This is a genomic window from Vibrio pelagius, assembly GCF_024347575.1.
In the GTDB taxonomy this organism is placed as follows: domain Bacteria; phylum Pseudomonadota; class Gammaproteobacteria; order Enterobacterales; family Vibrionaceae; genus Vibrio; species Vibrio pelagius.
Genome location: NZ_AP025503.1, coordinates 79494 through 96362 on the forward strand (window position 1 = coordinate 79494; position 16869 = coordinate 96362).

17 protein-coding genes are annotated in these 16869 nt (G+C 45.5%); 14 read left to right on the forward strand and 3 right to left on the reverse strand.

Annotation, left to right across the window (positions count from 1 at the left end):
* The first annotated feature begins 12 nt into the window (after positions 1 to 12).
* From vsple_RS00360 to tatC, 5 genes are all read left to right on the forward strand, one after another.
* Positions 13 to 618 (forward strand): ubiquinone biosynthesis accessory factor UbiJ, encoded by a 606-nt coding sequence (locus tag vsple_RS00360; RefSeq protein WP_261882342.1) that lies wholly within the window; start codon positions 13 to 15, stop codon positions 616 to 618.
* On the forward strand, positions 615 to 2249 hold the full coding sequence (ubiB, locus tag vsple_RS00365; protein ID WP_261882343.1) for a ubiquinone biosynthesis regulatory protein kinase UbiB: 1635 nt from the start codon (positions 615 to 617) through the stop codon (positions 2247 to 2249). Before vsple_RS00360 ends, ubiB begins: the two co-directional genes overlap by 4 nt.
* A 51-nt stretch (positions 2250 to 2300) precedes the next feature.
* Positions 2301 to 2537, forward strand: a complete 237-nt coding sequence (tatA, locus tag vsple_RS00370) for a Sec-independent protein translocase subunit TatA (RefSeq protein WP_032551065.1) — start codon at positions 2301 to 2303, stop codon at positions 2535 to 2537.
* Between the two features lie 3 nt (positions 2538 to 2540).
* On the forward strand, positions 2541 to 2948 hold the full coding sequence (tatB, locus tag vsple_RS00375; protein ID WP_255231730.1) for a Sec-independent protein translocase protein TatB: 408 nt from the start codon (positions 2541 to 2543) through the stop codon (positions 2946 to 2948).
* 84 nt (positions 2949 to 3032) lie between these two features.
* Positions 3033 to 3779, forward strand: coding sequence for a twin-arginine translocase subunit TatC (tatC, locus tag vsple_RS00380; RefSeq protein ID WP_255231729.1), 747 nt, complete (start codon positions 3033 to 3035; stop codon positions 3777 to 3779).
* Positions 3780 to 4082: 303 nt separating this feature from the next.
* On the opposite strand, the gene vsple_RS00385 is transcribed toward tatC, so the two are convergent.
* Entirely contained in the window at positions 4083 to 4844 is a 762-nt protein-coding gene (locus tag vsple_RS00385; RefSeq protein ID WP_261882344.1) for a TatD family hydrolase, read from the reverse strand.
* A 210-nt stretch (positions 4845 to 5054) separates the two neighbouring features.
* On the opposite strand from vsple_RS00385, the gene hemB reads away from it, so the two are divergent.
* The 4 genes from hemB (at position 5055) to spfP (ending at position 10379) form a co-directional block, all read left to right on the forward strand.
* Positions 5055 to 6098 carry a porphobilinogen synthase gene (gene hemB, locus vsple_RS00390; RefSeq protein ID WP_255231727.1) on the forward strand — a complete coding sequence of 348 codons (1044 nt, stop codon included), beginning with the start codon at positions 5055 to 5057 and terminating at the stop codon, positions 6096 to 6098.
* Between the two features lie 119 nt (positions 6099 to 6217).
* Complete coding sequence (locus vsple_RS00395; protein ID WP_261882345.1) at positions 6218 to 6652, forward strand: GNAT family N-acetyltransferase; 435 nt, start codon at positions 6218 to 6220, stop codon at positions 6650 to 6652.
* A gap of 681 nt (positions 6653 to 7333) precedes the next feature.
* Positions 7334 to 10138, forward strand: a complete 2805-nt coding sequence (gene polA, locus vsple_RS00400) for a DNA polymerase I (protein ID WP_261883096.1) — start codon at positions 7334 to 7336, stop codon at positions 10136 to 10138.
* 193 nt (positions 10139 to 10331) lie between these two features.
* The gene (spfP, locus tag vsple_RS22070) at positions 10332 to 10379 is read left to right on the forward strand and encodes a small protein SpfP (protein WP_438356636.1); all 48 of its coding nucleotides are present in this window, start codon (positions 10332 to 10334) and stop codon (positions 10377 to 10379) included.
* Positions 10380 to 10648: 269 nt separating this feature from the next.
* Here the strand turns inward: spfP and vsple_RS00405 are convergent, their stop codons facing one another.
* Together vsple_RS00405 and yihA are read right to left on the reverse strand one after the other, a co-directional pair.
* Complete coding sequence (locus tag vsple_RS00405) at positions 10649 to 11296, reverse strand: GTP-binding protein (RefSeq protein ID WP_420833784.1); 648 nt, start codon at positions 11294 to 11296, stop codon at positions 10649 to 10651.
* Positions 11297 to 11484: 188 nt separating this feature from the next.
* Complete coding sequence (gene yihA / locus vsple_RS00410) at positions 11485 to 12144, reverse strand: ribosome biogenesis GTP-binding protein YihA/YsxC (RefSeq protein WP_261882346.1); 660 nt, start codon at positions 12142 to 12144, stop codon at positions 11485 to 11487.
* 148 nt (positions 12145 to 12292) lie between these two features.
* On the opposite strand from yihA, the gene vsple_RS00415 reads away from it, so the two are divergent.
* The 5 genes from vsple_RS00415 to hemN all read left to right on the forward strand — a co-directional run bounded on the left by vsple_RS00415 (position 12293) and on the right by hemN (position 16787).
* A complete protein-coding gene (locus tag vsple_RS00415; RefSeq protein WP_261882347.1) occupies positions 12293 to 12910 on the forward strand; it encodes a c-type cytochrome in 618 nt (205 codons plus the stop codon).
* A gap of 560 nt (positions 12911 to 13470) precedes the next feature.
* Positions 13471 to 14109, forward strand: a complete 639-nt coding sequence (locus vsple_RS00420; protein WP_261882348.1) for a class I SAM-dependent methyltransferase — start codon at positions 13471 to 13473, stop codon at positions 14107 to 14109.
* Positions 14109 to 14660, forward strand: coding sequence for a Der GTPase-activating protein YihI (gene yihI / locus vsple_RS00425; RefSeq protein ID WP_261882349.1), 552 nt, complete (start codon positions 14109 to 14111; stop codon positions 14658 to 14660). The genes vsple_RS00420 and yihI overlap by 1 nt, the downstream gene beginning before the upstream one ends.
* Positions 14661 to 14666: 6 nt before the next feature.
* Positions 14667 to 15155, forward strand: coding sequence for a DUF2489 domain-containing protein (locus tag vsple_RS00430; RefSeq protein WP_255231721.1), 489 nt, complete (start codon positions 14667 to 14669; stop codon positions 15153 to 15155).
* A 240-nt stretch (positions 15156 to 15395) separates the two neighbouring features.
* Positions 15396 to 16787, forward strand: a complete 1392-nt coding sequence (gene hemN / locus vsple_RS00435) for an oxygen-independent coproporphyrinogen III oxidase (RefSeq protein WP_032551084.1) — start codon at positions 15396 to 15398, stop codon at positions 16785 to 16787.
* Positions 16788 to 16869: the final 82 nt, after the last annotated feature.

Consider the following 16869-nt stretch of genomic DNA (forward strand, 5'->3'; position numbering starts at 1 on the left):
GTAAGGACAGTCATGCCATTTGACTCACTAGTAACGGCAGTTATCGAAACCTCTTTAAATACACTCGTCAACGACGATCCCGATTTGGTGCGTCGTTTATCGCGTTTAAAGGGTCAGATCATTCAGGTGAACCTTAAAGAGCTCAATAAGACTCTGACATTTGTGTTTAGCCAACAAATAGACGTATTAGCAGACTACGAAGGGCAACCAGACTGTTACCTCTCTTTGAATTTATCTGTGCTTCCTGAGTTACGTGAACAATCGAACATCACGAAGCTGATCAAGCAGGATAAGCTGGTCCTTGAAGGTGATATTCAGTTAGCGCAGAAGTTTGCTCAACTGATGACCGACTGCAAACCCGATCTTGAAGAGTGGCTATCACGCGTGACCGGTGATGTCGTGGCGCACACACTAGTGCAAGGCGCGAAGAACGTTGGCGGTTTTGTCGCGTCTCAAGCCAACAAACACCAGAACCATTTTGCACAAGTACTGACGGAAGAGTGGAAGATCGCTCCTGCACCGTTAGAAGTCGCACACTTCTGTGATCAGGTTGATGATGTGAAAAGCGCAGCAGCTCGCCTTGAAGCCAAATTGAACGCTCTATTGGAGAAAGCATGACGCTGGCAGAACTGAAACGTCTTTATCATATTATTAAGGTACAGTTAGAGTACGGCCTTGATGAATTGATGCCTGAGCACCAGTTGACCAAAGCGCCGCTGCTGGCAAGAAAGTCTCTTTTTTGGCTTAAAAATCGTCATCAAGACAAAGAGCTGGGTCATCGCCTACGCTTAGCATTGCAAGAGCTTGGCCCTGTGTGGATTAAATTTGGTCAGATGATGTCGACACGACGTGATCTGTTTCCTCCGCACATCGCTGATCAGTTAGCCCTGTTGCAAGACCAAGTCGCGCCGTTTGACGGTGAGTTAGCCAAGTGCGATATGGAAAAGGCGTTGGGCGGCAGTTTAGATAACTGGTTTACCGACTTTGACATTAAGCCATTGGCATCCGCATCCATCGCACAGGTGCATACGGCAAAGCTCAAAGATTCGGGCCGTGAGGTGGTACTTAAGGTAATTCGCCCTGATATTCGCCCTGTGATTGATGCAGATCTAAAACTGATGCACCGAATGGCGAGTATAGTCGCCAAGTCGCTTCCTGAAGCACGTCGTTTAAAACCGGTTGAGGTGGTGAAAGAGTACGAGAAAACGCTACTCGATGAACTTGACCTAAGACGCGAAGCAGCGAACGCAATTCAGCTGCGTCGTAATTTTGAAGGCAGTGAAGAGCTGTATGTTCCGGAAGTGATACCGGATCTGAGCAGTGAAACCTTGATGGTCTCTGAACGCATCTACGGTATCCAAGTCTCGGATATCCCGATGCTGGAAGCCAATGGCACCAACATGAAGCTGTTGGCGGAGCGCGGCGTTTCCGTGTTCTTTACCCAAGTGTTTCGTGACAGCTTCTTCCATGCGGACATGCACCCGGGTAACGTATTCGTAAACCCAGAGAATCCAGACAATCCACAATGGATTGGTCTAGATTGCGGCATTGTTGGAACGCTAAACAGTGAAGACAAGCGCTACTTGGCAGAGAACTTATTGGCTTTCTTCAACCGAGATTATCGCAAAGTGGCGGAGCTACACGTTGATTCAGGTTGGGTACCACATGACACTAACGTTGATGATTTTGAGTTCGCGATTCGCATGGTGTGTGAGCCGATTTTTGCCAAACCTTTGGGTGAGATCTCATTTGGCCATGTGTTGCTAAACTTATTTAATACGGCAAGGCGTTTTAATATGGAGGTTCAGCCTCAGCTGGTCCTTCTACAAAAGACCTTACTGTATATTGAAGGGTTGGGGCGTCAGCTTTACCCACAGCTGGATTTGTGGGAGACAGCAAAGCCTTTCCTAGAAACTTGGATGATGAACCAAGTGGGTCCGCAGGCAGTGATTAACGCTGTTAAAGACCGAGCGCCTTTCTGGGCAGAGAAGCTGCCGGAATTGCCGGAGCTGCTTTATGACAGTTTGCGCCAAGGTAAAGCGATGAATCAACGAATGGATCAGCTTTATCAAGGTTATAGAGAAAGCAAACGTCAGCAAGCGACGGGTAAATTTTTGTTTGGCGTTGGAGCAACTTTAGTCGTATGCTCCGCAATATTAGTTTCAAGCCCTTACCAGCAGTTATCTATGGGCTGTGGCATCGCAGGTGTCACATTTTGGCTGCTAAGTTGGCGAGCTTACCGTCGTTAAGCGGTAGACTTCCTTAATAATTTTTTGTAGACAGACCCGAGGACAATGACAATGGGTGGAATCAGTATTTGGCAACTTCTAATCATTGCTGTAATCGTAATCTTGCTGTTTGGAACGAAGAAGCTACGCGGTATGGGTGGTGACCTAGGTTCAGCAGTAAAAGGCTTCAAGAAAGCAATGAATGATGAAGAGCCTGCAAAGAAAGATGCAGACTTTGAACAAAAAAACATTGAACAGCAGAAGACTGACGCAACTGCTGAAACTAAGAAAGACAAAGAGCAGGCGTAAGTCGTGTTTGATATCGGTTTTTGGGAACTGGTATTAATATCTGTCGTCGGGTTAGTTGTTTTAGGACCTGAGCGTTTGCCTGTGGCAATTCGTAGTGTCTCCAAGTTTATTGGATCGGCGAAAAGCATGGCGAACAGTGTGAAAGATGAGCTTTCACATGAACTTAAGGTACAAGAGCTGCAAGAAAACCTACGGAAGGCTGAGCAAATGGGGATGGAAGATCTCTCTCCTGAGCTGAAAAAGTCGGTGGATGAATTGAAGCAGGCGGCTGCTGAAGTTCAACGTCCATACGCTAAGCCTGAGTCTGATAAGCCAAGTGAAGCTCAAACGAGCCACACCGAGACTGCGGATCATGAATCACTTCAGGTCAACAGTGAGGCATCAGCCACGCCAGATAAAAAAGCCGAATAGTCTCGCAAGGAGGAGTCGCGAAGTACTTAAACTGATAAGTATACGTGCGGCTCCTTTTCGATCGTCCTTATTAAGAGGTTTGATATGTCTTCGACTGAGCAGACACAGCCTTTAATCAGTCACTTACTAGAGCTTCGCAATCGTCTACTACGTGCTATTGTTGCCGTAGTGGTGGTGTTTCTAGGGCTGATTTATTTTGCCAATGACATTTATGAATTTGTCTCGGCTCCTTTGGTAGAGCGCCTACCAGAAGGGGCGACCATGATCGCAACCGATGTGGCTTCACCGTTTTTTACACCGTTGAAGTTAACGCTGGTTGCCTCTATTTTTGTCGCCGTTCCATTTATCTTGTATCAGGTTTGGGCCTTTGTTGCGCCTGGCTTGTATAAGCACGAGAAGCGATTGATCATGCCGCTAATGGCATCGAGCTCACTGCTGTTCTACTGTGGTGTTGCCTTTGCGTACTTTGTGGTGTTTCCGTTGGTGTTTACCTTCTTCACCACTATCTCTTTGGGGCAGGTTGAGTTTGCAACGGATATCTCTAGCTACTTAGACTTCGTACTGGCGTTGTTCTTGGCTTTTGGTATTGCCTTTGAAGTACCAGTGGCCATCATCCTACTATGTTGGACGGGAGCAACGGATCCAAAGTCGCTTTCAGAGAAACGTCCTTACATCGTGGTGGGTGCCTTTGTTATCGGTATGATGCTGACACCACCAGATATGATTTCTCAAACTCTACTGGCTATTCCGATGTGTATTTTGTTTGAAGTGGGCCTGTTTTTTGCTCGTTTCTATGTACGCAAAGAGGAAGAAGATGAAGTGGAGTCGTGAGCTTTTCACGCAATTAATGCTTAAAAGTCAATTGTTGAACCCTTAAGCAAAAAGCGGCCATAGTGCCGCTTTTTCCGTTTTATTATTATCGAATTTTTAACACGTAGCCACAGTTCTGACAGATATAAATCTCTTTAATACCAATGATTTTATGCCAAAAGGTTCGATGTTGACGTTGTAAGTGTTGTGCATGGTCACACATAATCAACCACCTCCATATGCAGAGGGGTGATATTAGACCGATTGAGCTGTTAACTCAAATGGAAAGTGTGATTTTATAATATTTTCTTATGGTATGGTGGTCTATAATTTAAACAGCTGTTTGGCATTGTGAGTTGTGATCATATCGACTTCTTCCACTGTAATACCTCGTAAGTCTGCAATTCGTTTTGCGACAAGTTCTGTATAAGCTGGCTCATTGCGCTTGCCGCGGTTTGGCGTTGGTGCTAGATACGGGCAATCTGTTTCTAAGATGACGAGATTCATATCGAGGTGTGGAATCACCTTGTCCATACCTGAGTTTTTGAAGGTAGAAACGCCCCCCAAACCTAAGTGGAAACCGAGCGCGTTGATCGCTTGAGCCTCCTCTAAGCTGCTACCAAAGCAGTGGAATACACCACGAAGGCTGCCATCTTGTTGTTGCTTCAATAGAGCTAACGTCTCTTCAATCGAATCTCGGGTGTGGATAACCACCGGTAGGTCGAGCTCTTTAGCCCACTGCAGTTGAGTAACAAAGGCGTACTCTTGCTCCGCTTTGTAGGTTTTATCCCAGTAGAGGTCGATACCAATTTCACCCACGGCGATAAAATCGTGCTTGTCGAACCAGGCACGGATAGTTTTCAGTGTATTTTCAATATTTCCATCAACATAGCACGGGTGAAGCCCCATCATTGAGCGGCAAATTTCAGGAAATTGGCGCTCGGTTGCGAGCATAGGTTCGATAGAGTCGAGGTCGATATTAGGTAGAAGAATGCGATCAATGCCTTGGGCTAGCGCGCGTTGAACGACTTGATCTCGGTCGCTATCAAATTCACTAGCGTAGATATGGGCGTGAGTATCGATCATGGTTGTGTCCTGAAAAGCTGAAGAAACGTGTTGCCAAGAGTATACGGCAGTGTGAGGAGAAGGTCATTTTTTGCCATTTATCCCGGTTTTTACGGGGGATTTAGGTTTTACTGCTAGCGTCTTTAGCTAGCGGTGATATGCTTTTGCCAACTATTTTGCACTTTTTATAATCTAGGTAGTTGTTTACCTAGGCTAGGCAAGGAGAATCACGTGTCTGTATCTATTCAAGGTCAGTTCCCAGGTCGTCGTATGCGTCGTATGCGTAAACACGACTTCAGCCGCCGCTTAATGGCAGAAAACCAGTTATCAGTGAATGACTTAATCTACCCAATGTTCATTCTTATGGGTAAGGACCGTCGTGAAACGGTTGAGTCTATGCCGGGCATTGAGCGCCTTTCAATTGACTTGATGTTGGAAGAAGCAGAATACCTTTCTCAACTTGGGGTGCCTGCAATTGCACTGTTCCCTGTCGTTAACCAAGACGCGAAAAGCCTATGTGCCGCAGAAGCACATAACCCTGAAGGTCTGGTGCAACGTGCTGTGCGTGCGTTGAAGGAGCATGTGCCAAATATCGGCGTGATTACCGACGTAGCGCTAGACCCATTCACGACACATGGTCAAGACGGCATCATTGATGAAGATGGTTATGTGATGAACGACGAGACAACCGAAGTTCTGATCAAGCAAGCGCTGTCTCACGCAGAAGCTGGTGCTGATGTGGTTGCACCATCAGACATGATGGATGGTCGTATTGGTAAGATTCGTGAAGCTTTAGAAGAAGCGGGTCACATTCATACTCAAATCATGGCGTACTCGGCTAAATACGCATCGTGCTACTACGGTCCATTCCGTGATGCCGTCGGCAGTGCATCAAACCTGAAAGGTGGTGATAAGAAAAACTACCAGATGGATCCGGCTAACAGCGATGAAGCGATTCACGAAGTGGCGATGGACCTGAATGAGGGTGCGGATATGGTGATGGTGAAACCAGGTATGCCTTATCTAGACATTGTTCGTCGTGTTAAGCACGAGCTGCAAGCACCAACATTTGCATACCAAGTGTCTGGTGAGTATGCGATGCACAAAGCCGCGATTCAAAATGGTTGGCTGAAAGAGCGCGAAACAGTACTAGAATCTCTGTTGTGCTTTAAGCGCGCCGGTGCGGATGGCATCCTGACTTACTTCGCTAAAGATGTGGCTGAGTGGTTAGCAGAAGACGATGCTCAAGCAGCACAGTTTCTAAGAAACAAATAGTCGTCGAGACTAAGGTGTGTTGATCTTTCGAACAAAATTTGACCACGAAAGGTCAACACGCCCTAATCATAGAAGGCCAGCCATCATGCTGGCCTTTATTCGTTTTTAGGAGATTTAAAATGACCGTTGTGGTTCGAGAGGGGACATTGGAAGAGTGCGTGGCTGTCGTACAGCAGATCGATGAGTTCAGCCACAAAGAGAGTGTTGAATCGCTTTCAGCTCGTCTACAAAACAAAAAACAGTTGGTACTCGTTGCAGAAGAGGATGGGCAGCTGCTCGGTTTTAAAATTGGTTATCAGTTAGATGAACACACTTTTTATAGTTGGTTTGGTGGAGTCTCTCCTTTAGCTCGAAACAAAGGCGTCGCGCAGCTTCAATTGGATTTTCAGGAGCAATGGGTACGAGATCAGGGCTATAAACAGCTAAAAGTGAAGTCTAGAAACCAATTTTCTTCGATGTTGAGATTGCTATTGAGAAATGGTTATATGATAGAAAATTTGGAACAAAAAGAAGATATTAAAGAGAATAGGCTGCACTTTGTGAAGCAGATATGAGATGACGTTTTGATGATAATTACAATTAAATGAGATTTATTATCATTTAACTGTTGACTATCAAATGAGAATCATTATTATTAACTGCGTCTTAGGGAATGAGGAAATGTTCACAAGGATGTTTAGTAACTGAGCGCTACGCTGAGTTACCAACAGAATTCTCGCGAACTTAAACTAAGTTCTTTTTGACACGACATTGCTCACATTGCTTCCAGTGTAATTTATAGCTTTTTGGTTAAGCTGTGGTATTCAATTGAATAGCTTCACCGCTTTTTGCTAGGCGACATCCTCGGGTGTCGCTTTTTTTCTATCTTAATTTCAACAAGATGCATATACGGCACCATAAAGGTGCATGCATAAATCCTCACCAATATTCTTTTCCACAATGCAAGATCGAAAAAAGATCGTTGATCATCTGTTCGATCTCTATTTTATCTTTTTTATTTCAATATCTTAGGTTATGTTTTTGTCTTGTGTTACGAACTTCTCAACAGGGTGGATAAATAATATAAACAGAGTTATCCACAGATGGGGTGGCTTGTGGAACAAAAAATAACAAGATTCTGTTTATAACAAACACAACCCATTCTACGGATACAGATCGACAACGTGGAATCCCGTCACCATACGTGGCATGCTTACCTCATTATTTCTGTACTTATTACTGGATACACAAACATTATGGCTCGTATTCCTGATAATCCATTGATTTTGATTGATGGCTCTTCTTACCTCTATCGCGCGTTCCATGCTTACCCGGGCACCATGAGTAATGGTGATATTCCCACTAACGCTATTTATGGTGTGGTGAACATGCTACGCAGCATGATGCGTCAATTCGCTTCAGATCGCATTGCCGTTGTTTTCGATGCTAAGGGCAAAACGTTCCGTGATGATATGTATCCAGAATATAAAGCCAATCGCCCGCCTATGCCGGATGATCTGCGTTGCCAGATTGAGCCTCTGCACAATGTGATTCGTGCAATGGGTCTGCCATTGATCTCGATCCCGGGCGTGGAAGCGGATGATGTTATTGGTACGTTGGCGTCACAAGCATCCAAAGCGGGTATGCCAGTACTGATCAGTACCGGTGATAAAGATATGGCTCAGTTAGTTGATGATAACGTTACGCTGATCAACACCATGACGAATGTGGTGATGGATCGTGAAGGCGTTATCGAGAAGTTCGGTATTCCACCAGAACTGATCATCGACTACTTGGCACTGATGGGCGATAAAGTGGATAACATTCCTGGTGTACCGGGTGTCGGCGATAAAACGGCGACGGCGCTACTTCAGGGTATAGGTAGCATCGAAAAGCTGTACCAAAATTTAGACGACATCGCAGCACTTGGATTCCGTGGTTCGAAAACTATGGCTAAGAAGCTGGTTGATAACGAAGAGAACGCCAAGCTTTCTTACGAGCTAGCGACCATCAAATTGGATGTTGAACTAGAAGAGACACCGGAGTCCTTAGTTAAAGGGGCGCCAAATATAGACGAGCTGATCAAACTGTATGGACAACTCGTGTTTAAGTCGTGGTTGAATGAGCTGTTAGAAGGCGGCACTGGCGTGGTTGAGGCTGATGAGAAGTCTGGTGCGGCTGGCGCTGCACGCTCTGTAGCACCAACGTCATCAAGTGTAGAGATGAACACTTCAGCTGTGACCATTGATCGCAGCAAGTACGAAACGATTCTGAATGAAGAGGACTTCAATGCTTGGCTAGAGAAGCTAAAAGCAGCGGAAGTGTTTGCCTTTGATACGGAAACGGACAGCCTTGACTACATGGTGGCGAATCTAGTCGGTTTATCGTTCGCGACAGAAGAGGGCGTTGCCGCTTACGTACCAGTGGCACATGACTACCTAGACGCGCCAGCACAGCTGGATCGTGATTGGGTACTGGAACAGCTGAAGCCGATTTTAGAAGACGATACTCAAGCCAAAGTCGGTCAGAACCTTAAGTACGATGCGTCTGTACTTGCGCGCTACGGTATTGAGATGAAGGGCATTAAACATGACACCATGTTGGCATCTTACGTTTTCAACAGCGTAGGTGGTAAGCACGACATGGATAGCCTTGCGCTGCGTTTCCTACAACACAGCTGCATCTCATTCGAGCAGATTGCAGGCAAGGGCAAGAAGCAACTGACGTTTAACCAGATTGAACTGGGCGAGGCGTCTCCTTACGCAGCTGAAGACGCGGATGTCACCCTACGTCTGCACAATCGTTTGATGCAACACATCGAGCAAGATGAAAAGCTAAAAGCGATTTACGAAGAGATTGAAGTGCCATTGGTACCGGTGATCTCTCGCATTGAACGCACCGGTGTCTTTGTCGATGACATGCTGCTAGGTGCACAGTCGCAAGAAATTGCCGCGCGTCTTGATGAGCTTGAGCAGAAGGCTTACGAAATCGCCGAGCAAGAGTTCAACATGAACTCACCAAAACAGCTGCAAGCGATTCTATTCGAAAAGATGGGTTTACCTGTGGTGAAGAAGACGCCATCGGGCGCGCCATCGACCAATGAAGAAGTGCTGCAAGAGCTGGCTCTGGATTACCCACTGCCGAAGTTGATTCTGGAATACCGTGGTTTGGCTAAGCTTAAGTCGACTTACACAGACAAGCTACCGAAGATGATCAATGCAGAGACAGGTCGCGTACATACTTCTTACCACCAAGCGGTAACGGCGACAGGTCGTCTATCTTCGACAGATCCAAACCTGCAGAACATTCCAATTCGTAACGAAGAAGGACGTCGTATTCGTCAGGCATTTGTCGCGCCTCACGGCTGGAAGATTCTTGCTGTCGATTACTCTCAGATTGAACTGCGTATCATGGCGCACCTATCTGGCGATAAAGCGCTACTTGAAGCCTTCCAACAAGGTAAAGATATCCACGCCGCAACGGCAGCTGAGATCATCGGCGTGAGCATTGATGATGTGACTTCAGAGCAGCGTCGTCGCGCGAAAGCGGTTAACTTTGGTCTTATCTACGGTATGAGTGCCTTTGGTCTTGCGAAGCAGCTAGGTATTCCTCGTGGCGAAGCTCAGCACTACATGGATACTTACTTTGAGCGTTACCCTGGCGTAATGCAGTATATGGAAGACACACGCAGCGCGGCTTCTGAGCAGGGCTTTGTTGAGACGATTTACGGTCGTCGTCTACACCTACCAGAAATTAAATCTCGTAACGGTATGCGTCGTAAGGCAGCGGAGCGTGCGGCGATCAACGCACCAATGCAAGGTACTGCGGCTGACATCATCAAGAAAGCGATGCTGTTGGTGGATGAGTGGATTCAAGCTGAAGGCGCGGGTCGCGTGAAGCTACTGATGCAAGTACACGATGAACTGGTGTTTGAAGTAGAAGAGTCAGCATTAGCTGAAATTGAAAGTAAAGTACAAGAATTGATGGAATCAGCCGCTGAGCTAGATGTCCCACTGGTTGCGGAAGCAGGCCATGGTGACAACTGGGATCAGGCCCACTAATCACTTTTTAACCTTATTTACGAAATTAGTATGAGCCAGTGCACAAACACTGGCTTTTTTTTATCATGAATAAAGCGAGCTACTTCAAGCGTTCGAAGTGTTTTAATAAAACATTCATGAAAAAAAACTACAAAAATTGTTTTCATTTCTGAGCAATTGTTGTACATTAAATCTCGTAGGGTACAGAGGTAAGATGTTCTATCTTTCAGACCTTTTGTTTCACGTTATTGGATTAGGCTGATTCAGCCGCCCCAGTCAGTATTTGACTGGGGCGTTTTTTCTTGTACGGAAGAAAATTTTCCAAACCCTCTTTTCTCGCCAATACTAACCCACCTTTCGCTTGTCTATCTCAACCAGAACAGTCTCATCGACAAATACGCTATGATTTGATGTTTGTGGAATAAAGCGATCAAAATGTAACTTTCAATCAAAGCCTCTTAGTCTTGTTTTATCTGAGAAAATAACCTTGTTAAATCTGGAGTGTGCCGCGATTTGGTTATTATTGCTGCTTTATTTGCTCTGCTTTTCAGTCGTTAAGCTTTCCTGCGCATCGCTTTTTTGATCAATGGCTTCCATTAAGTACTGTTGTTGGTCGGTGCTGTATTTCAACGCTTCCGCAGTGATCTGGATGGATTTCGCCATCGCCGAGATATTGCTGGTGGCTTGGACGAGAGTATGTTGCATCGGTTTTAGAATCAGTAGATAGATAGCAATCAAAGCCAAGATGATGACAGCCACGATAGCGACCAAGGCAATCAATATTTTGCTCTGGATATCATCAAGTAAAGTTTGGCTAGTCTGCTGGAAGGTCATTCGTGAGTGTTCAAACACTTCGGGAAGGTGATTGATCGATTGGGTCGTTGCGATGCTCAATTGATTAATACTAGCGATTGTTTCATCGAGCGCTTGTTGTTGGTCTTGACTGAGATTGGGATTATTGACAATAGACTGCAGTGACTCAGAGATGACCTGCAGCGACTGGCTGGCTTCTTTGGCATATTTCTCCATACCATCGAGGTCGAGAGTCATGTCGACATTCATCAGAGCTGGCGGCGGAGTCTGGGTCTGTTCGGCATGCAGCGATAGTGGCGTGAATAATAGTGGCATCAACAAGCTGATAAGGGCCAAAATTCGTAGCAGTGTCCATTTTTTTAACATCAGTCTTCCTTTCCCATTATTAAGTTAGATGACAGCTATTCAACCATTGTTATCATCTATTTATTCTATTTCTGTCTGTCAGTATGGCTCACTCAGAGCGCTAGCCGATGAAAATTAGGTAAAAAAATACCCCGCTTATATAAGCAGGGTAAGTCTTCTATTCATCAAAGCTAACGAATGTGTCTATTTTAGACCTCGTCGTTGCGCTCTTCTTCTGCAAGTTCATCGATCATTTGCTCAGCAAGCGCAGGTGCGAACCATTCGTCCATTTTGCTGCGTAGCTGGTCAACACCAATGCCTTTTAGAGAAGAGAACACGTCAACGGCAACATCACCTCCGAAAGATTGCGCATCTTTACGAATCTTGAGTAGCTGTGCTTTGCGCGCGCCTTGTTTTAGCTTGTCGGCCTTAGTTAGCAGGACTTGTACTGGGATGCGGCTATCGATAGCCCAGTAGATCATCTGTTGGTCAAGGTCCTTCATTGGGTGGCGGATATCCATCAATACCACCAAACCTTTTAACGATTCACGCTTTTGAAGGTATTCACCCAGTGACTTCTGCCACTTTTTCTTCATTTCTAGTGGTACTTGCGCGAAGCCGTACCCTGGTAAATCGACAATATGACAACCGTCAGTCACCTTAAACAGGTTGATCAGTTGAGTACGACCTGGGGTCTTACTGGTTTTCGCTAGACTTTTTTGGTTGGTCACGCGATTTAGTGCACTAGATTTACCAGCATTGGAGCGTCCTGCGAACGCAATTTCGATCCCTTCGTCTTCTGGTAAGTGACGAATATCAGGTGCACTGGTAATGAAATGCGTGTTTTGATAATGAATTTTTACGCTCACTGTTAACTCCATCTCGACTTTGTGTAGTCGATTGATTACTTTTTTGTGAATTTGTGTAAAATAACCGTGCTCGGCATAAGGTCGCCTATTGTACCATGAGTGGCAACATAGAGTGGTACTGGAAGCTTGATAATTATAATGGAATGTCATGAAGAAATTAGCGCTAATTTTGAGTCTATTAGCCAGCTGCTCAGTATGGGCTCAAGGTAGTATTGAAGCTGGTAAAGCCAAATCACAAACATGTGTTGCCTGCCACGGTGCTGACGGCAACAGTCTGATCACACAGTACCCTAAACTGGCTGGTCAACATGAGAAATACCTAGAGAAGCAGTTAAAAGATCTCAAGTTAGGTATGACTAGTGGTGGTAAACAAGGTCGTAATGAGCCTGTAATGGGTGCAATGGCGATGCCTCTGTCTGAACAAGACATGGCTGACCTAGCTGCATATTACGCATCTCTGCCTATCTCTAACAACTCTACGCCAGAGAACGTAGTAGAAGAGGGTCAGGTTCTATACACTGCGGGTGACGCTGAACGCGGCCTAACGGCGTGTATCGCTTGTCACGGTCCTCGTGGTAACGGTACAGAGCTATCTGGTTTCCCTAAGATTTCTGGTCAGCACGCAGAATACATCAAGGCACAGCTTGAGAAATTCCGCGATGGTAGCCGTAACAACGACATGAACGCGATGATGCGTGATGTAGCTAAAAAGCTAACAGACGCAGACATTGAAACCTTATCGAAGTACGTTGGTGGTCTACACTAATTTGTCGGTTTCTCGCTCTTAATTAAGAGTAAAGAAATGTACGTTCGAGCAATATTTAGGATGCGCCCTAGCCATGATCGGCTGGGGCGTTGTCTTTTATATAACCTCACATTATGTGTGGTGTGATCAAATAGGCATTCTTTATGAGTGTTCAAAGGCTGTACAAAAAGTGTGAAGTCGCGCTCTTGTCGTTTTTTTGATAAGTAAGTAAATTAGCCGCCATCAGCTTGGAGCTGAAATCGATATGGATGATCGTCTCGTCTAACGGTATAGACAGAAAAGGATCAGGCTAGGATAGCCCAGCGACAAGGTGTTAGAAACGGATAGCCAAAATTCATCAGGGTGATGAACAAAAAACAAATTTGGCAAGGAAAGCACCAATAACAAATGGAGATTTGTGTATCAAGTTGAGTACGCAAATTTTGGCCAATATAGGCAGATTTAGAGAGCGATAGGTTTTCCTATCGCTTTTTTTATTGATTTGATGAAAAAACACCCAATATCTCTCCACTCTAAACGCACTTTCTGGTATGTTTCGCATCCCTGTTTAAGGATGTGCTATGTATACTTGTCCCTTATGCCATCATCACGATGTGCATCACTACTTTGAAGACAAACGCAGAGAGTATCTGCAGTGTCAGCAATGTGAGTTGGTATTTGTAAAACCTGACCAAAGGTTAGAAGCAAGCGAAGAGAAAGCACACTATGATCTGCATGAGAATGATCCCAGTGATGCGGGATATCGTAGATTCTTGTCGCGCATTGCCGACCCATTAACAGACAGAATTTCATCTAACTCACATGGGTTAGATTTTGGTTGTGGCCCAGGCCCTACGCTATCTATCATGTTAGAAGAAGCTGGACACACCGTGGAGTTGTACGACATCTACTATCACCCAGAACGTGCCGTTCTTGATAAGACGTACGACTTTATGACTGCCACCGAGGTGATTGAACATCTTTATGAACCCGATAAGGTGTGGCAGCAATGGTTGAATTTAGTTAAGCCAGAGGGCTGGATTGGTCTCATGACCAAGCTAGTAATTGACGTAGACGCGTTTGCTGGTTGGCACTATAAGAATGATCCGACGCATGTGGTCTTTTTTAGCCGCCAAACATTCCAGTTTTTGGCTGAGCGGGATAAGCTCGAACTCGAATTTGTTGGAAATGATGTAATTTTACTGAGGAAGACCCAGTAATGAGCCGTAGCAAAAAATCAAGAAAGCCAGGAGCTTACGGTGCTCCTGAAGTTATCGTAACTCGCAACCGTAGCGAATCGGATGTTGAGGGACGTGAGCGTAAGCGCCTGAAGAAACGTAAAGGTTTAAAATCAGGTAGTCGTCACTCAGACGGTGGCGAAGCGAAACAGCGTAAAGCTGCACAAAACCGCGACCCACGTTTAGGCAGCAAGAAAAAGATTCCATTGGTGATCGAACCGGCTAAGAAGCCGACCAAACAAGAGCGTAAGTTGTCGTTTGAACAAGAGCTAGAGATGCTTGAGAACGATGCACAACTGAACACCTTGCTTGACCGTCTAGAAGCGGGCGAAAACTTGGGTGCAGGTCTACAGAAACTAGTAGACGAAAAGCTGGATCGTATTGAGTTCCTAATGGATCGCCTAGGCCTACTTGAACCAGAAGAGGAAGAAGTGTTTGATGACCTTCCTGAGTCTGTATCTAAGAAAGCCTCTTCAGATGAAGACCTACTGTCGCAGTTTGAAGACATCGATCTCGATAACTTTAAAGGCTAAGAATCTATGAATGTAACCTTATTAGCAATTGCTGGCGGAATTATCGTTCTCGGCTTGGGCTGTTACGCAGGTTACCTTCTACTTCAAGTGAAGAAGCAGACGGAGTTGCAAAAGCAGCATAAAGCGCTAGCCATCGAGAAACGTAACGCGAACATCTTCGACAACGTGAACACCCTATGTCTTGCGGGCATTCAAGGTCAGTGCGATCTGTCGGAGATCAGTATTCGCGTGTACAACATCATGGACTTTGTTCAGGGTGATGAACGTGTTGATTTCGACACTGAATACCCTGCAACCTCTGAGTTGTATCATGTGGTGAAAGACATGGCGCGTGGTGAAGAGCGACAAAATCTTCCGAAACGAGAGCGCATGAAGCAGAACCTGACTCGACAAAAAGCCGAGTCACGCTTGAACGAATCCATCATTGAAGAGTTGAAACAGTTACAGAAGAGAGTAAAACCGCTCAATAACCAAATCAACATTCAGATGATCTAATAAAAAGGGCTTGTATGGTGTGGTGTCACATCAAATAAGCCCTCTTACCTTTGTGTTATCTTACATCCCCTAAGTCGGTTAGTGATCAAGCTATCAATTTTGAGCATTGGTGCTCAAAAAGCGATGGGCTGTCAAACGTCCTTACACATCGTGTGGCAAAATAACCCGTCTATATTTTAATGTATGTAAAATGATTTGAGAGTACGTCAGTATTCGCGGATCTTAATTGGAAATACCATCATGTCGAGCAAGCCAGCAGTAACGAGCCAGCAAATCGTTTGGGATCAAGCCATCTTAGACAAGTACAACTATTCTGGTCCACGTTACACCTCTTATCCAACTGCGTTGGAGTTCCATGAAGCTTTCACGGTCTCTGATTATGACATGGCGTGTACTCAGTACCCTGAGCGTCCGCTTTCTCTTTACGTACATATCCCGTTCTGTCACAAGCTTTGTTACTACTGTGGTTGTAATAAGGTGATCACTCGCCACTCGCATAAGGCTGATGAGTACTTGGATGTCATTGAGCATGAGATCCGCCAGCGCGCAGCACTACTGCAAGGGCGTGAAGTGACGCAGCTGCACTTTGGTGGAGGTACACCAACCTTCCTGAGCAAAGCGCAAATCACTCGCCTGATGATGATTTTGCGTGATGAGTTCAACTTTACTCAAGATGCTGAGATCAGTATTGAAGTTGACCCGCGTGAGATTGAGCTTGATATGCTTGATCACCTGCGCAGCGAAGGCTTTAACCGTCTGAGCATCGGTGTTCAAGACTTCAACAAAGAAGTACAGAAACTGGTTAACCGTGAGCAAGATGAAGAGTTCATCATTGCTATGGTGCAGCGTGCCAAAGACCTGGGTTTCCGCTCAACCAACCTGGATCTTATCTACGGTTTGCCAAAACAGACTCAGGCGCTATTTGCTGAAACATTGAAGCAAGTGCTGGAAATGAAGCCGGGTCGTCTATCGGTGTTTAACTACGCTCATATGCCTCAACTGTTTGCGGCTCAGCGTAAGATTAAAGATGAAGACCTACCAAAAGCAGAAGAGAAGATGGCGATCCTGCAAGATACCATCGCGACGCTGACAGGTGCGGGTTATCAGTTTATCGGTATGGACCACTTCGCTCTGCCTGAAGATGAACTGGCGGTAGCACAGCGTGAAGGCATTCTTCACCGTAATTTCCAAGGCTACACCACACAAGGTGAGTGTGACCTGATTGGCTTTGGTGTATCGGCAATCTCTATGGTGGGTGATGCTTACGCTCAGAACCAGAAAGAGTTGAAGAAGTACTACGCTCAAGTGAACGAACTGCGTCATGCTCTATGGAAGGGTGTGGCTCTGGATAACGACGACCTATTGCGTCGCGAAGTGATTAAGCAGCTGATCTGTAACTTTAAACTGGATAAGACCCAGATTGAGTCTGAATTCTCAGTGAACTTTAATCGCTACTTCAAAGAAGATTTAGAGCTACTGCAAACCTTCATTAACGATGAGTTGGTTGAAGTGGATGACAAAGAGATCCGTGTAACCCTGCGTGGTCGACTGCTGATTCGTAACATCTGTATGTGCTTCGATAAGTACCTGCGAGCCAAAGCGCGTCAGCAGCAGTTCTCTCGCGTTATCTAAGCGAACTCTGTTTTCACAACATCTGTTTTTCTAACAAAAATGCCAGCATCGAGATGCTGGCATTTTTTATTCTATAACGATC

Bases quoted from the DNA above. Each gene is read 5' to 3' on its own strand.
- vsple_RS00360 (WP_261882342.1), top strand. From the start codon at position 13: ATGCCATTTGACTCACTAGTAACGGCAGTTATCGAAACCTCTTTAAAT.
- ubiB (WP_261882343.1), top strand. From the start codon at position 615: ATGACGCTGGCAGAACTGAAACGTCTTTATCATATTATTAAGGTACAG.
- tatA (WP_032551065.1), top strand. From the start codon at position 2,301: ATGGGTGGAATCAGTATTTGGCAACTTCTAATCATTGCTGTAATCGTA.
- tatC (WP_255231729.1), top strand. From the start codon at position 3,033: ATGTCTTCGACTGAGCAGACACAGCCTTTAATCAGTCACTTACTAGAG.
- vsple_RS00385 (WP_261882344.1), bottom strand. From the start codon at position 4,844: ATGATCGATACTCACGCCCATATCTACGCTAGTGAATTTGATAGCGAC.
- vsple_RS00395 (WP_261882345.1), top strand. From the start codon at position 6,218: ATGACCGTTGTGGTTCGAGAGGGGACATTGGAAGAGTGCGTGGCTGTC.
- polA (WP_261883096.1), top strand. From the start codon at position 7,334: ATGGCTCGTATTCCTGATAATCCATTGATTTTGATTGATGGCTCTTCT.
- vsple_RS00405 (WP_420833784.1), bottom strand. From the start codon at position 11,296: ATGTTAAAAAAATGGACACTGCTACGAATTTTGGCCCTTATCAGCTTG.
- vsple_RS00415 (WP_261882347.1), top strand. From the start codon at position 12,293: ATGAAGAAATTAGCGCTAATTTTGAGTCTATTAGCCAGCTGCTCAGTA.
- vsple_RS00420 (WP_261882348.1), top strand. From the start codon at position 13,471: ATGTATACTTGTCCCTTATGCCATCATCACGATGTGCATCACTACTTT.
- yihI (WP_261882349.1), top strand. From the start codon at position 14,109: ATGAGCCGTAGCAAAAAATCAAGAAAGCCAGGAGCTTACGGTGCTCCT.
- vsple_RS00430 (WP_255231721.1), top strand. From the start codon at position 14,667: ATGAATGTAACCTTATTAGCAATTGCTGGCGGAATTATCGTTCTCGGC.
- hemN (WP_032551084.1), top strand. From the start codon at position 15,396: ATGTCGAGCAAGCCAGCAGTAACGAGCCAGCAAATCGTTTGGGATCAA.